The organism is Spirosoma pollinicola (genome assembly GCF_002831565.1).
Taxonomy (GTDB): Bacteria; Bacteroidota; Bacteroidia; order Cytophagales; family Spirosomataceae; genus Spirosoma; species Spirosoma pollinicola.
The window spans coordinates 4,218,835-4,233,185 of sequence record NZ_CP025096.1 but is presented as its reverse complement, the minus strand read 5'-3'; the positions used below and the strand labels follow the sequence as shown (position 1 = coordinate 4,233,185).

19 protein-coding genes, 1 tRNA gene and 1 pseudogene are annotated in these 14,351 nt (G+C 50.6%); 10 read left to right on the top strand and 11 right to left on the bottom strand.

The window, feature by feature from the left end; all coding sequences use genetic code 11:
* Positions 1-124: 124 nt before the first annotated feature.
* The 5 genes from CWM47_RS17810 to CWM47_RS17790 all read left to right on the top strand — a co-directional run bounded on the left by CWM47_RS17810 (position 125) and on the right by CWM47_RS17790 (position 3,506).
* Complete coding sequence (locus CWM47_RS17810; RefSeq protein WP_100989587.1) at positions 125-1,183, top strand: glycoside hydrolase family 43 protein; 1,059 nt, start codon at positions 125-127, stop codon at positions 1,181-1,183.
* Between the two features lie 51 nt (positions 1,184-1,234).
* Positions 1,235-2,380: a cellulase family glycosylhydrolase gene (locus CWM47_RS17805; RefSeq protein ID WP_100989586.1), complete on the top strand. Its 1,146-nt coding sequence runs from the start codon at positions 1,235-1,237 to the stop codon at positions 2,378-2,380.
* 186 nt (positions 2,381-2,566) lie between these two features.
* Positions 2,567-2,643, top strand: a tRNA-Asp gene (locus CWM47_RS17800).
* 154 nt (positions 2,644-2,797) lie between these two features.
* A complete protein-coding gene (locus CWM47_RS40670; protein ID WP_240625942.1) occupies positions 2,798-3,025 on the top strand; it encodes an ISAon1 family transposase N-terminal region protein in 228 nt (75 codons plus the stop codon).
* 7 nt (positions 3,026-3,032) lie between these two features.
* The gene (locus tag CWM47_RS17790; protein WP_206170662.1) at positions 3,033-3,506 is read left to right on the top strand and encodes an MFS transporter; all 474 of its coding nucleotides are present in this window, start codon (positions 3,033-3,035) and stop codon (positions 3,504-3,506) included.
* Between the two features lie 105 nt (positions 3,507-3,611).
* Here the strand turns inward: CWM47_RS17790 and CWM47_RS17785 are convergent, their stop codons facing one another.
* The 3 genes from CWM47_RS17785 to CWM47_RS17775 form a co-directional block, all read right to left on the bottom strand.
* A complete protein-coding gene (locus tag CWM47_RS17785; protein ID WP_100989585.1) occupies positions 3,612-3,833 on the bottom strand; it encodes a hypothetical protein in 222 nt (73 codons plus the stop codon).
* 71 nt (positions 3,834-3,904) lie between these two features.
* The gene (locus tag CWM47_RS17780) at positions 3,905-4,087 is read right to left on the bottom strand and encodes a hypothetical protein (protein WP_100989584.1); all 183 of its coding nucleotides are present in this window, start codon (positions 4,085-4,087) and stop codon (positions 3,905-3,907) included.
* Between the two features lie 100 nt (positions 4,088-4,187).
* Entirely contained in the window at positions 4,188-4,781 is a 594-nt protein-coding gene (locus CWM47_RS17775; RefSeq protein ID WP_100989583.1) for a hypothetical protein, read from the bottom strand.
* A 330-nt stretch (positions 4,782-5,111) separates the two neighbouring features.
* On the opposite strand from CWM47_RS17775, the gene CWM47_RS17770 reads away from it, so the two are divergent.
* Genes CWM47_RS17770 through CWM47_RS17755 form a run of 4 tightly spaced genes read left to right on the top strand, consistent with a single transcriptional unit; the run spans position 5,112 to position 6,495 of the window.
* The gene (locus CWM47_RS17770) at positions 5,112-5,303 is read left to right on the top strand and encodes a hypothetical protein (protein WP_100989582.1); all 192 of its coding nucleotides are present in this window, start codon (positions 5,112-5,114) and stop codon (positions 5,301-5,303) included.
* A gap of 2 nt (positions 5,304-5,305) precedes the next feature.
* Positions 5,306-5,662, top strand: a complete 357-nt coding sequence (locus CWM47_RS17765; protein WP_100989581.1) for a hypothetical protein — start codon at positions 5,306-5,308, stop codon at positions 5,660-5,662.
* An 11-nt stretch (positions 5,663-5,673) separates the two neighbouring features.
* The gene (locus CWM47_RS17760) at positions 5,674-5,856 is read left to right on the top strand and encodes a hypothetical protein (RefSeq protein ID WP_100989580.1); all 183 of its coding nucleotides are present in this window, start codon (positions 5,674-5,676) and stop codon (positions 5,854-5,856) included.
* A 6-nt stretch (positions 5,857-5,862) separates the two neighbouring features.
* Positions 5,863-6,495: a recombinase family protein gene (locus CWM47_RS17755; RefSeq protein ID WP_100989579.1), complete on the top strand. Its 633-nt coding sequence runs from the start codon at positions 5,863-5,865 to the stop codon at positions 6,493-6,495.
* Positions 6,496-6,698: 203 nt separating this feature from the next.
* Here the strand turns inward: CWM47_RS17755 and CWM47_RS39275 are convergent, their stop codons facing one another.
* The 4 genes from CWM47_RS39275 to CWM47_RS17740 form a co-directional block, all read right to left on the bottom strand.
* Entirely contained in the window at positions 6,699-7,103 is a 405-nt protein-coding gene (locus CWM47_RS39275) for an RNA polymerase sigma factor (protein WP_262512020.1), read from the bottom strand.
* Positions 7,075-7,407: an RNA polymerase sigma factor gene (locus CWM47_RS39800; RefSeq protein ID WP_262512019.1), complete on the bottom strand. Its 333-nt coding sequence runs from the start codon at positions 7,405-7,407 to the stop codon at positions 7,075-7,077. The genes CWM47_RS39275 and CWM47_RS39800 overlap by 29 nt, the downstream gene beginning before the upstream one ends.
* Positions 7,394-8,497 carry an alpha/beta hydrolase gene (locus tag CWM47_RS17745; RefSeq protein ID WP_100989577.1) on the bottom strand — a complete coding sequence of 368 codons (1,104 nt, stop codon included), beginning with the start codon at positions 8,495-8,497 and terminating at the stop codon, positions 7,394-7,396. Before CWM47_RS17745 ends, CWM47_RS39800 begins: the two co-directional genes overlap by 14 nt.
* Before the next feature lie 126 nt (positions 8,498-8,623).
* Positions 8,624-9,169 carry a hypothetical protein gene (locus CWM47_RS17740; RefSeq protein ID WP_100989576.1) on the bottom strand — a complete coding sequence of 182 codons (546 nt, stop codon included), beginning with the start codon at positions 9,167-9,169 and terminating at the stop codon, positions 8,624-8,626.
* Between the two features lie 539 nt (positions 9,170-9,708).
* Between CWM47_RS17740 and CWM47_RS17735 the strand changes: the two genes are divergently transcribed.
* Positions 9,709-10,410 (top strand): alpha/beta fold hydrolase, encoded by a 702-nt coding sequence (locus CWM47_RS17735; RefSeq protein ID WP_100989575.1) that lies wholly within the window; start codon positions 9,709-9,711, stop codon positions 10,408-10,410.
* A gap of 216 nt (positions 10,411-10,626) precedes the next feature.
* Here CWM47_RS17735 and CWM47_RS17730 read toward each other — a convergent pair whose 3' ends face one another.
* The 4 genes and pseudogenes from CWM47_RS17730 to CWM47_RS17715 form a co-directional block, all read right to left on the bottom strand.
* On the bottom strand, positions 10,627-12,261 hold the full coding sequence (locus CWM47_RS17730; RefSeq protein ID WP_100989574.1) for a PAS domain-containing sensor histidine kinase: 1,635 nt from the start codon (positions 12,259-12,261) through the stop codon (positions 10,627-10,629).
* Between the two features lie 506 nt (positions 12,262-12,767).
* Positions 12,768-12,947 (bottom strand): annotated as a pseudogene (locus CWM47_RS17725) (IS3 family transposase); the annotation flags it as partial.
* 22 nt (positions 12,948-12,969) lie between these two features.
* Entirely contained in the window at positions 12,970-13,179 is a 210-nt protein-coding gene (locus CWM47_RS17720) for a hypothetical protein (RefSeq protein WP_100989572.1), read from the bottom strand.
* Positions 13,169-13,996 (bottom strand): IS3 family transposase, encoded by an 828-nt coding sequence (locus CWM47_RS17715; protein WP_100989571.1) that lies wholly within the window; start codon positions 13,994-13,996, stop codon positions 13,169-13,171. Before CWM47_RS17715 ends, CWM47_RS17720 begins: the two co-directional genes overlap by 11 nt.
* Positions 13,997-14,351 lie beyond the last annotated feature (355 nt).

Genomic DNA, 14,351 nt, shown 5'->3' with positions numbered 1-14,351 from the left:
CAACACGCGCGTTACTCGCTTCACTACTTCACCCACTTCACCACTAACAACTAATTATTTCCCTACCTAAAGGGTTAAAAAAAGGGGTTTCTTCCTTTATCTTTTTGTACTCTTCCTTTTTCGTATGAATTCCCTCCAACGGCTGTTGCTTGTCGTTACTCTGCTGGCATCGAGTCATACGCTGCTGGCCCAACGCACCTTTACCAACCCCATTAAAAACTCTGGCCCCGACCCCTGGGTATTGCAAAAAGATGGTTGGTATTATTACATGAATACCACAGGCAGCAACCTAACCCTCTGGAAAACCAGGAACATAGCCGACCTCGCCACGGCTGAAAGCAAAGTCATCTATACGCCCCCTGCCGGGCAGCCCTATTCACGGGAGTTGTGGGCGCCCGAAATTCATTCCTTCAAGGATAACCGGGGCGACGCTCGCTGGTATATCTATTTCTCTGCCGACTCGCTCAACAACCTCACACACCGCGTTTGGGTGATTGAAAACCCATCGCCCGACCCTATGCAGGGCGAGTGGACGATGAAGGGGAAAATTGGCGATAAGGACAATCACTGGGAAATCGACATGTCGGTTATTGATTACAAAGGGCAACTCTATGCCACCTGGTCAGGTTGGGAAGGGGCTGGTAATGGTCGGCAGGACATTTACATTGCCCGACTCAAAAATCCGTGGACGATTGATGGCGACCGGGTTAAAATCTCACAACCTGATCAACCCTGGGAGATGCATGGCGATGTACCTCAAGCCTGGCAAAAGAATGGCGAGGTAGCCAAAATATACGTGAATGAAGGCCCGGAATTCCTGCCTCATAATGATCGGCTGTTTATTGCTTACTCGGCTAACGCCTGCTGGCTCGACTATTGCCTTGGGCTGCTCACCTATACTGGAGCAGGTGATTTGCTCGACCCAAAAAGCTGGACAAAGAGCGCAGGACCGGTCTTTACGCAGGCTCCCGAAAACGGCGTTTGGGCCCCCGGTCATGGTGGTTTTTTCCGCGCTGCCGATGGAAAAGACTGGATGATCTACCATGCCAACCCGTCGGCAACGGATGGATGCGGCAACAAACGCGCACCCCATATACAGCCCTTTACCTGGAACACCGATGGGTCTCCCAACTTTGGCAAGCCCGCGCCGAAAACACCCATGCCCGTACCCTCGGATCACTAATTTATCCGTTACTCACGAAGCAATCATTCCTAACAACCCCAATTTTCTTTTATGAAGCGTTTATCTTTTTTAGTGCTCCTGTTCATTTCCACGATTTCACTGGCCCAGCAGAACACTGTCCTTACGCGCTGGTCGGCGGCCAAGGCAAATGCCTGGTATGCCAAAGAACCGTTTCTGGTAGGGTCCAACTACGCCCCTGCCAATGCGATCAACGAACTGGAAATGTTTCAGGCCGAAAATTTCGACCCGGCAACGATTGATAAAGAACTGGCTATGGCCGAAAGCATTGGCATGAACACCATGCGGGTTTTTCTGCACGATCTACTCTGGCAGGACGCGGCCGGTTTTACCAAACGGCTCGATCAATTCCTGACGATCTGCGCTAAACACAAAATCTGGCCCATGCTGGTTTTGTTCGATTCCTGCTGGGACCCCTACCCAAAACTGGGCAAGCAGCACGAACCAACACCAGGCATCCACAATTCGGGCTGGGTGCAAAGTCCGGGGGCCGATGCCCTTTCGGATGTTTCACAATATCCACGGCTGGAAGCCTACGTAAAGGGCGTTGTTGGCGCATTCAAAAACGACCCTCGAATACTGGCCTGGGACACCTGGAACGAACCCGATAATGCCAACGATAACAATTACGGACAGAATTACTTAAAAACAGAATTGGCCAAAGACCGCAAGATCGCGATCATCACGCGGCTACTTCCGCAGGTATTCCAATGGGTACGGTCGGCGGGTGCTACCCAGCCCCTCACATCGGGCGTCTGGATTTATCGCTCCCCCGACGATTGGCAGAACGCAGCGAAATGGTCGCCCATGGAAAAAGTGCAGTTCGAGAATTCCGATATCATCACATTTCACCAGTACTCAAAACCAGAAGATCTGGAAAAGGTCATTCCAGCCTTACAAACCTTTGGCCGCCCAATCATCTGTACCGAATACATGGCGCGGGGTGTAAACAGCAAGTTTCAAACCCACCTGCCCATTGCTAAGAAAGCGAAAATTGGCATGATTAACTGGGGGTTTGTAGCGGGCAAAACACAAACGTTTTTACCCTGGGATAGCTGGCAGAAGCCGTATGTAAACGGTCGCGAACCGGCCGTCTGGTTTCACGAAGTATTTAAACAGGATGGAACACCCGTCGATCCGGCAGAAGTAACGGCAATAAAGCAGGCTACGGGAAAATAAGTTAGAAATTTTACAAGGAAAGTAAAAAAAATCCCTGAACGAACCGCTTGATTTCCAACGTATAGACTGTTAAAGGCGAATTTATTCACTTTTTTTTCAGCGCATCCCTTGCATGGAATACCCCGAACGCCTACTTTTGTGCCACGATAAAGGAAGACGGCAACGTCAACCGGAAGTCAAAAAGTTGGTTCGGTAGTTCAGTTGGTTAGAATACCTGCCTGTCACGCAGGGGGTCGCGGGTTCGAGCCCCGTCCGGACCGCCAACAAAAGAAGCCTCTAATTCACAGTGAATTAGAGGCTTCTTCTTTTTTTGAGCTTACTTGAAATGCTCGTTTGTGGGATCAATGGATCAATTCCAAAAGTTGTGGAGAGCGTTGTATTTTTCTAGGTTTGTGTTCTTAATCAAACCTACTTGCTTTGGAGAGTTTCTTACCCATCATCCAGTTCCTGTTGCCTGAGTTTATTCTGGAAAATTTCGAATTGACATCCATTGACCGGCTCCAGGGCGTCTTTCACGTTCATATCGAAGAGAAAAATGCCGATCAGCGGGATCCGGAACGTAAAAACCTACTCTCCAAAGGTTTCTTTCCGACTATCACGGTTCAAGATTTCCCCATTCGTGGGCACCAGGTTTTCCTCCACTAGCTAGCTAGTGGGCAAAACAGATATCGTTCTGGGTGGACTCGATCTGGGCATTCATGCCCTGTTGTCGACGCTATACTGGGGCGGCTTTCTGGTAGGGAGAGCCATTTCCAGCTTTTTAGGGAGGATTTCGGCCCGGACGCAGTTGATTACCACAACCACGCTAGCTACGGCGTTTGCGGTTACCGCCATGCTTACCCAGAATTTGTGGTTGTTAGTGGCGATCGGATTACTGCATTCTTCGATGTGGAGCTGCATTTACTCACTAACGATAAAAGGGCTGAACCAATATACCTCAAAAGCATCCGGCATCTTTATTTCTGCCGTGTTCGGGGGAGCCGTTTTTACGCTGCTACAGGGAGGGCTAGCCGATTTATTGGGTTCCTGGCGGTGGACCTGGCTGCTTACCGTTTTTTGTGAAGTGGTGATGTTAACCTACGCCTTGTACGGATCTCATGTTCGAGAAAAAGATTTGATTCATTAGTAGCGATCAACTCTAATTGGGCAAGATTGTAGTGGCATACAGATCAATACAAAAGAGGATTAACAACTATGGGGTACCTAACACAGTTGGGGTATAACCGCCAGACTACTGGACAAAACGGAATCGACGCGGTTTTGCCGACTTGAAAATACCTAGCAGGTAGCCCATAAACTGATCAAAGACCAGCAGCGTCGCATTAAGCACCTCCAATCCCTTCTTGAACAGCGACTGCGCCGGACTGCTAGTGCCATTCCGGTAAGTTTTCGTTCCGATTTGCTCGCTGTCCGCTTCGCCCGCTTCTACACTCAGCACGTAAGCAAAGACCACCAGGGCCAGTAGCAGTTCAATCTTGGCCGATTGTTTGAACCGGGACGCCGGAGCGTTTCATCGATTCCAAATCAAAACCGTTCGTTTTGAGTGCTTTGAAACACTGTCGCTCCGGCGCCCCGGTCGATGCGCCACCGCTTGCGGTAATGAGCTGGCGCAGCCTGAGCATTGTCCAGGCTGGTCAGCCAATAAAAGACTGGTTCTACCCGTTTGCGCGGGTCCTTTGGCGGACGTGGGTCTTCGTTGCGACACATCACTAGTTTGAGTCGACAGTCGGGCTAGTTTAGCCACGTCCACACGGCCCGCTTCCGGCGCAAGGCCTTTTTCTCTAGACTTCGATAGCTTTTTAGCGTATCATGCTTGTAGCATTCGCGTTGCAGGCGAATCACGAACCGGGCTGCCGGCGCAGTCAATCCCCTGTTGATGGAGAAAAGTGAACCAGAGCTGGCCCGTGTACTCCCGGTCAGCCAGTAGAATCTTTCCCTTTAAGTTGTAAAGTTGAGTAGCTTCCTCCATAAATGACTGCCGCTCACGCGCATTACTGTGGCCTTTTTTGTCTAGATCACGCCACAGAATGGGTATGGCAACCCCTTGATAGAGAAGACTTAATACGAGCAAATGCACATTTTTCTGACCTAATCGCCAAGTAGTTGCATCTAGAATAAGGTACCTGACTCGGCCACTGAGGAGCGTAACCGTACACCTCAGAATGGCCCTAGTCAACTGATGCAGCTGACTCGTATTGAAAAAACGGATGAGTCGTTTATAGTGGCTGGCGGGTTGCCGGTTGGCCTTGCCCAGGAGCGCACCTAAACGGTCTTTGACGGTGTTCAGATTGCTGCTGCGGCTAGTGAGCAGAGCTTGAGCAATGAGGAACAAGTTTTTGATAATTCCTCGACTGAAGGGAGCCAGATGGGGCGTAATTTGCTGAAAAGTAGCAGGCAGCATTGGAAGTAGGGGCTAAGTATTAGATAGCTCCAATTTAACCAGACTAGACTAATGTTCTCAAAATGTCCAGTAGTCTGTAACTTGATGCCACTCACAAAGCGTGAGCGACCAACCCCAGCAGAGGTACCTTAACGCGTCGGCAAAGCTTACGACCTTTGGACCGATTAAAGACTCGGCTGGGATATCTTAGACGTTGTCTTCAGATAGAAATGCGGGTTCGTGGCCTATGAGCAAGGATGATTTTTACAAAAGGTCTTCAACAGACGTTCAAGCCTTGTTAAAAAGGCTATAAAACAGGTATATTTAAGAGATAATAACCAGGCATTCGTCATGGATACAGCATGGATCAAAACCAATTTGACCAGACGACTCGCCTTGGCCCGGTCGGTTGAACAAGCTGCTGAGGCCTTTGAGTGGTCTTGGCAAAAGCAACAGAACAACTTAAATAGAGTACCAGCCCTGCAAGATCGGTTAGACCGGTTCCAGGTAAAGCTTGATGACCTAAAAGCCAAAGCCCCGTAGTGATGGAGTCAGAACCACAAAAAGAGTTCATCCGGCAATTAGCTGATGAATGGGTAAGTGTAGAACTACCCGGTTTGGACTTTGACTATGCTGACTGTATCAAGATTATTGGGGGACTACTAACAGCAACTCAGAATCAACAGCGCACCAGCCAGATCTTCACAGCTATCCTGGATCAAGCCGTTGAGTTGGGAAAAAGCTCACTTTGGGTGGAACGCGAAGTCAAGTTCGAAATTCTGGCGCACTCGATCGGCCGGGAAGAGTTGTTAGCCCTTGAGCTGAGACATGCGCCTGTAATGGATGACCGGGTGTTAGATTTATACAATGAGCGGACGCGACGATTCAGCTCAGCGACGTAAACAATTTGTTAATGATTGACTATCAGGTAGAGGTGTGGGATTGGCATAGACAGGGTTGGTACCTGATTAAGGCTTTTCAACATACGAACTCCATCACCCAGAACGAACGGCTAAACCTAGCGCAGGCATTGGTCGACTCGCTGGCTAGACGGCATCTAGGCTTAACGTTTCGGCTCAACCAAGTACTTAATTAACTGGCAATGACAAAGAAACAAACAATCTCAACCTTGGCCAGCGGCCAAACTAAGTACGTAGCTTATTACCGGGTATCGATCAGGGCGCAGGGGGATTCCGGTTTAGGCTTAGAAGCACAGCGGTCCTCCGTGGCTGGCTACGTGAAAGGGTCGGACCGCCGAGCGGTTATACTTGCTGAGTTTACAGAAATCGAATCCAGCAAGAACAACCAGCGGGTAAAGCTGGCGGAGGCCATCGACCGGGCAAAGAAAGAAAACGCGATGTTGGTCATTGCCAAGCTGGACCCCTTGAGCCGTAACGCATCATTTATCTTCACGCTGAGGGATTCGGGCGTCAACTTTCAGTGTGTCGATATGCCCGATGCCAACACCTTAACCATTGGCATCTTTGCGACACTGGCGCAGCACGAAAGGGAACTCATCAGCTCACGCACCAAGGCGGCTTTGCAGGCAAAGATTGCCCAGGGAGCGACTTTGGGCAAACCTGAGAACATGACTTTCGAGGCTCAGGCAAAGGGAGCCGCAGCCAACCGGCAGCGGGCTATTGATAACCCCGAATCCCGCAAAGCGGAGGGCCTGGCTAAGGAGCTACGTAGGGGTAGAAAAACCTATACCGAAATAGCTGATAAACTCAACTAGTTCGGCTTTAAAACGGCCCAAGACTGCGCGTTTTATCCGATGTAGGTTAAAACGCTACTGGACCGGGTTAGGGTTGATTAGTTGGAGATAATAGGGGCATTAAGCGAAAACCAGTAGACTCAAACCTGTTATGCCAACTATTCGTTAACTAGATACGCTGCTATTTGGCCAGTGGGCAACAGGTAGCTTGGCATCATGCAGAGTTAGAAGCTACTCACCGTCTGGTACTGCCGGATATCAGCGTTAAACTGCGCTCTCAATTGTTGTAAGGCGGTACGTACCCGCGTCTTAACCGTCCCCAACGGCAGCTTTAGTTTTTTAGCTGCCTCCTGGCTGGTGAAGCCCTGGTAATACATCAACGCCACCACGGCTTGGTAGTTCGGCGCCAGTGAGCTTATCAGGGATCCAGTAAGCGTACCCTCCAGAAGATCAGGTGCGCTTACCTCATCGGTCCAATCATAGCTACACACGCTTCTCTTTTGCTCTACTTTCCTGGCCCTCAGTTCATCCAAGCCCACATTGCGAGTGATAGTGAGCAACCAGGTGAACAGCCGACCCTGGGCAGGATCGTACTGTTGGCTATTTAACCAGATTTTTGATAAAAGCATCCTGGAGTAAATCTTCGGCCCGAATCGGATCGTTGACCATCCGCAGCAGGACGCCGTACAAAGCGGGTGCGTAAGCCCTATAAAGCCGGGAAAAATCGGCTGACTGGTGATTTCGTAATGCATCAACCAGGGCGTCTTCCGTAGACGAAATGTAGTTCATGTTGAGTAAACAAATGGTGAAGGGAATCAAGCGGCCATCAATGGCTGGGGCTTTACCGAAAGGTTTAGCCCGTGGGCTCCATACTAATCCGCTCCCTTCATGGCTATAAGGGAGCGGATTAGTATGGGCCCTACTTAAAGGCATTTATTAACTGAGTAGCCGCTAGTTCCTGCGCCTGCTGAGCTTGAGGCACAATGGCGTACATACCAAAGAACTCGTGGGTAGCCCCCGTAAATAATTGATACCTCACCGTTACCCCCGAAGCCTGAAGCTTATCGCGCAACTGCATACCCTCGCTTTGCAAGGGGTCAATCTCGGCCCCGATGATGGTCGTGGGGGGTAGACCCTTCAGGTTAGCCACATCTACTAAAGAGATTAGCGGACTATCCCCATCAGCCGGCGAGTTAAAATAATTGCTGGTAAAGTATTGGACCAGGGGCCGATTGAGTGGCTTGGCATTGGCATATTGATTGTAGGAGGGCGTATTCAGATCATTATTCGCCACCGGGAACACCGATAAGATATGGACCGGCAACCCAATGTTCTGGTCACGCGCCATCATACTTACCGTAATAGCCATATTGCCTCCGGCACTCTCACCGGCTACGGCTATCTTGTCTGGATTGCCGTTCAAGCTGGCCGCGTTGGTCTTCACCCATTGATAGGCCGCAAAGGCATCCTCATGGGCCGTTGGGAATTTATTTTCCGGAGCGAGTCGATAATCGACCGAAACCACCACCGCACCAGTCTCCTCGGCCAGGGCCAATGTGGAGTACTCATAGACTTCGGGACTGGCAATCACCCAGCCGCCCCCATGATAGTAGACAATCACGGGTAGGGGACCCATAGCATTTTTAGGAGTATAAACTACAATCCTAATGGGCGTTCCCCCCGCGCCGGGAATCATCTGCTGGCTCACGGTAACATTCGCTGTGGGCCGGGGAATGTTGTTTTTATCAAGCAGCGAATTCACCGCATCCTTGAAGGAGGGTTGGAGACGGGCCTGCTGGGGCGTTAACTCGTTGAGAGGAATAGGGCTAAGTCGTCCCAGTTCCTCAATGACGGCCTGCATTTGGGCCCCAATCGTTGGACCCCAGTCCGGTTTAGGTCCGGTGGGTTGAATCACTTGGCCGGGTTGAGGGAGGCGGTGATCCTGGCAGCCGGGCAGGGTCAAGATAAACAGGGACGTGAGTATAGCTGATAGCAGGCGCGCTGTTTTGAAAAGGGTAGACATAAATAGTAGTTAATTGTTAAGGTAACTCGGTAACAAACGCCTAGTTTTAGTAAATCTATTAAGCGTACTGATTTTATAAATTGGCTCAGTCGTTGGCACTCGTAAATCAAGGCAGCTGCTAGGTTGTTAACCGCCAATAAGTTGGCGAAATTGGCTGTATTGCCCTTCGCTCATATCGGCAATGGGCAACGAAAACAGCCAGTCTTTAACGCGTTTCTGCTCCATGAAGTGCTTGTTGGCCTCCTCCAGGCGGTGTTTGTCCAAGGCAAGTTTGTAAGTCCCTAGTAGCTCCTCCAATACCCGGGTATAGGTCAGTACGAGCATAAGTGTGTGCCTGGGGTTGTTTTGGCCCGCCTGGTACATATAGGCGTAATTGTGACGGATAGCGGGGCGGGTTAACTTTTTGTTTTGCCTGGCTCCGTATTCCAACAGCTTTCGGATGGATGGGAAAATAAGGGTCAACTCCTCTTGAGAGTAGGTTGCATACCGCAACTGTTCTTGTAATTGGTCGCTACTGGCCAGCTTGAGGTACTGCTCAATGGTGTCCAGTTCGTTGGGACTGATCCGTATATCCATCAGGACAGGTTGGTTATTTATGCTAAACTGGGAAAGGTGCATATACGATGTCCAGATTGATTGCGATTGCTTGTCGACTAAAAAAGAATTGATCATCGTACTCAACTTTGACAACATGGACAGTGCGGATACGTAGATAAAGGATGGTCGATAAAGTAGTGGATACAACCGGCTTGGTTAGCCCGTCTAACTATTTACTGAAGCCGACAACTCACACCCCTCTAGCACACCGCTACCCATTGTTCCCAATGGCAGGGTTCAGGTAGCCTTTCCAAGTCAATTACAATACCGGTTCGTTCAAGTCGCTGTCGCATTTTACGAAAGAAGCTCTTTTTTCATCACTGCCCGATTCCCAGCCACGATCATGAGGAATCTGGGCGAACGCTCAGTATGTAGCAGTCGGAATCGTAACGATCTACAAGCCCTGCTCGTAGAGTCAGGCGAGGGCACTCCGTTTATAATCGAGCTTCCACTAAGCAGCCTCAAAGCTGCTTGACCTACTGGTCCGCTAACCATCACTCTGGCTTGAACCCGCTTCAGAAAAAGTAAAATATAAACCGCCATCCGGTACAGGTAACCCTTTTTTTGCTCATCTTTAGGCTAACCTCTAACCCATTTGGCTTTATGTGCTGTCTATGGTCTCCCGCTACAAAGATCCGCTTCAGGCGACCCAGTTTAATGAGCAGTGGGCCCGCACCCTTCAGCAGCTCAACGGCCTGTGGCTACAGCCCCTTACGCTTACCACAGACTGGGGCCAAGCCCGGGTTTGGATCCATACCCCCCAGCGACGGGTCTACGAAACCTTAGTGTTTTTACCCGGCTTCAACGCCAGCTCCCTGGTCTGGCTGATTGGCCAGGGCATGACGAGCCTCAGCAAAAACTACCGCTTGTGCCTGGTCGATATTAATGGACAGCCCGGCTTTAGCGAGGGCGTGAGTCCCAAGGCGGGAACCGATGAGTATGGTCACTGGGCCCGCCAGGTACTCGAGCAATTGGGTACTAACCGGGCTACGTTGATCGGCCACGCTTTAGGCGCCCTGATTAGTCTGAAAGCCTGCCGCCTGGCTCCTCAGTTCGTCAAGAAGGTTGTTTTGGTCAATCCCGCCGGGTTGCAGTCGCTCTCACTTTCTACTGCTCTACTCCGCTTTTACTTACTGGCCTTACGAGGCCCTTCTTACGCCTCGGTTCAGGCCTTTTTGCGAGAAGTTGTTTTTAGTCCACTCGACCCACCCCTACCTCTGGCTCAGGAAAAGCTGCTGATCGATTTTCAGCTTTACACCCTGGGGTCATTCGCGCTCGCCCCTGGTGGCGCCAGGCGCTCTCCAACCAGGAGTTAGAAGCGGTACAAACCCCGCTTTATCTGATGCTGGGTGCTCAGGACAAGCTCTATCCCTACCAGGCATCGCTGACCCGGGCAACCCATCACCTGCCATCCCTGGTGAGCGTGACCGTGCTGCCGACCCTGGGCCATAGTGTCCAGCGGAGCTCCGTCTTTTTCCCAGCCTTAAAGGCGATCCTGGCCCAATGACATGGACCAGCCAGTCATTACCTTTTCACTGGGTAGGCGATGAATAGCTTATGGGCAAGCTAACAATGAGTTTAACTCCTCCATCTGGCTCGCGTTTTACCTGGAACTTTGCCCGTAACAGGCCCACTAACTGCCGCACGATGCGGAGTCCGATCTCGTCCCCCGAACGACCTTTTGCGGTAGTTTGGGGTGTTGGGAAGGCGCTACTTAGTGATTGGTGCTCTAGGGTGGCCGGGTGGCCGGATAGATCCGTGAGCTCTTCCTGCAGAGTATGAAGTAATTCTTCGTCGGATGCGATATTGGCCACACTAAACCACCACCAGTCTTGATCCGGATCGACGTCCCAGCTCACCCGAAGGGGCCCTTGCGTTGTGAACTTAATGACGGTTAAGAACAGGTTTTGCCCAATCCGGTTCAGGTTGAGCGCATCGCCCTCGACCAGTAGGCGCTTGGGGCCAGTGGCCGTCACCATCAGGCCCTTCTCTAAGGCGACCGATTTGATGCCCCTTACTAAGCCGGTTAACAGATCCGACACGTCAACAACGGCCGGATTAAGTTGTTCCTGGCCTTCTTCCAGGCGGACATAGTCCAACAAGTTCGTTATCATCTGGGCGGCCTGTCGGACGTTCCGGCGCATGAGTTCCAGCATGGGGGGGATGCGTTCGTTGGGCTGGACATTAATTTCCAGCAGACCGATGACGCCAGACAGAATGTTGAGATTACCCCGGAGGTCATGGGAGGCCGCTCGCAGCAGCTCGCCCCGCTGTTGCACCAGGGCTAGTAGCGCCTGAAGGTCGGCCCGGCTTTCTTTAAATTCGTTAAGTTCGCCTAGCCCCTGTTGTAGTTGCCGTTGACTCTCTTTGAGGGGGCTAATATCAAGTCCGGTCAGGACCACCCCACCATCCCATTTGGTCACGGAAATACTGAACCAGCGCTCGCCCTGGGGCGTTTGTTCGGGTTGTTCCTGGTAGAACGGCTCGCCCGTTTGCAACACGTACAGCAGATTGGTGAATGTCTGGTTTTGCCACAGGATATGACTAAGCTGAGTAAAGGACTGATGCCGGAGTTGATCGATTGATTTTTGACTGAGTTGGGCTAAGCGCTGGTTGCAGACCACCAGCACAAAATTTACCACCTCACCGGTCTCATTGAGGACCGGCTTGAGAAAGCTAATGACCGCCGGTGAGCTATCTAACACGGCCTGGAGATGCTGGGCGGTTTGCTGGGCCTGCAACTGCTCGTCTACCTGCCGGGTGATATCGTGGGCAATACCGGCTAACCGAAGGGGCTGGCCGGTTTGACTAAAATAGCTTCGGCCCGTAAACCGAATCCAGCGCAGCTGTCGATCCTCGGCACCAATCGTTCGGCAGGTTAGATCAAAAGGTCGGTCTGTGGATGGATTCATGGCCGCCTGAAGGGCAAGTCGGACCCGCTCGATGTCATCGGGATGAATGCCCCGGATCGCTTCCTGATACCGAAGTTGATCCGAATTCGAAGCCGTCAAGCCAAACAGGGCCTGGCATCGCTGATCCCAGCGGATCAGGTTGGTGGTTAAGTCGATCTCCCAGACTCCCAGACCAGCCGCCTGTAAGGCAAAGTCCAGGTCAACTCGCTCAGCGAGAGCCTTATCGTGATGGGAAGGTGTTTGCTCGTCCAACATGGGTGTAGTGGTTTAGTATCACCCCGTCTTATAGCCTTGGCCAGGTGGCGCTGCCAGCTCAGAAATAGCCGAGTAAGCTGCTCGATTTCCGGACGGTCGTTAGCGTAGTCATTTGGTTTTGCTGGTTGGTCAGCAGAATCGGATGAACGAAGCATAGGTGTGAATAGCAAGGGGTAATCAGTAAACTACAATTTATAGGAAGGTGTTTTCAACGAAACAGTTGCCGTCTGGTAGGGGGCTGCTGTTGCATACATACAACAGTTATGTAGCTACTTTTCCTATTATTGATAGCCCCTATAAGTGGCTTCCTGCGCTGTTTGGTCTTGCTTCCTTTTACTGGACAGAGTCATAAGCTCGTTTTACAATATTGCCTAGTAAAAGGCAGCAGGTTTAATCTTAGTAATATACCATTTTAGTAATAGAATTTTTGATACTTATCATAACTACGTTTATTGCTTTAGTGCAAATAGTGAATGTGGACTTGCAACTTTATAGTGGAGATTTTTTTAGGCAGCCATTGAGGAAGTGTAAAAATAAGATTCCTGCTGACTGGGCGTGCGGTAATTCAACACCGAATGTTTCCGTTGGCGGTTGTAGCAACTCTCGATATACTCGAAGGTAGCCAACCGAGCCGCTGCCCGTGTGGTAAAATAAGTATGATTGACCATCTCGCACTTGAGGGTCTTGAAAAAGCTCTCGGCAACGGCATTATCCCAACAGTTTCCCTTCCGACTGCATCGGCAGCCCGGTCATACTTTGCACCACCGGCAAGTCCTTTAGTTCATCCTTAAAGTCCGTGCAGGCAAATTGAATGCCACGGTCTGAATGAAACAGAAGTTGGCCACTTATTGCTCTATTTGTGAGGGCCATACGCCAAGCTGCCACACTTGTCTCCATCGCTTTCATACTATCGCTCATGGCCCAGCCGCACAGGCGGCCCTGCAATCACTTTTCGGTCGGCCAGATCTAAAATTACCGTCAGATAAAGCCACCCTTGACCAGTGGCGATATAAGTGAGGTCTGAGACCCACTTTTGCCCTGGTTTATCGGCCGTGAACTCTCTATTCAGCACGTTTTCAGCTATGGAGTAGTTGTGATTTGATTCCGTAGTTTGCACTCGAAACTTTTTGTACATGAGGCTACGAAGACCTACCTTCTTCATCAGTCTGGCAATGCGGTTACGGGAGGCTTTCACTCCCTGCTCGCGGAGTTCATCCGCAATCCGGGGGCTACCGTACCGAGATTGGCTTTTGCCATGCACTTGTCGGATGTGGTTGATCAACTTATCTTGATTCAGTTGCCTGCTTCCAACTGGATGTTTACGCCAATAATAATAGCCACTGCTACTCACGTTCAGTACTTTACACATCTTCTCAACCGCGCGGCGGACCGTGGGAAATTCGTTGGCGTGTTCCTTTATAAATCGGAAAATTTCCCGTCTCCCCTGGAGAAGATGCTGACCGCCTTCTTTAGTATATCGCGTCGCTTCGGCGCTCCGATCCATCTGAGCTTCTCTGAGCTCTCGTTGTAGCCTTCTGATCTGTTGCTGTTCGTCCGTAAGGGTGGTATTGTCAGGGAGAATTCGATCGTTTTTTTTGTGCCGTTGTCTCCATTTGCTGATTCGTCCCGGATCGATGTCCAATTCGCGAGCTGCCTCTTGAATGGATCCTTTTGCATAAGACAGCTCGACCGGTACGCCGGGGCGGGCCATTTCCTTGAATGCTTCGTCAAACACACATGGTCCGCCATTGCGGTCGTTTAACCATGGTCAAATTGAAGTTTGGCCTCAAATCTGCCTAAAAAAAGTCTCCAGTCAAATGTAGCAAGTTCAGTGCTATCTCGTTGGGAGCAACACTACTTAAGCTTAAAACCTACTGTTTATTACCAGAAATTGAGTTGCCCAATCGGTTTATTGTTTTCAGATAGTGAAGTGGAAGGTCTGCTCTCTAAGCGACTGATCGAATTCAAAAAAGTGTTCAACACGGTTAATCAGGCGTATCCAATCCGGCGAATTAAGCACGTAGACATAATTTAATTACGACCGATCAGCGTCCCAAAGCCGTCTCATCGGCCTTTATTAAAGCCGTGGT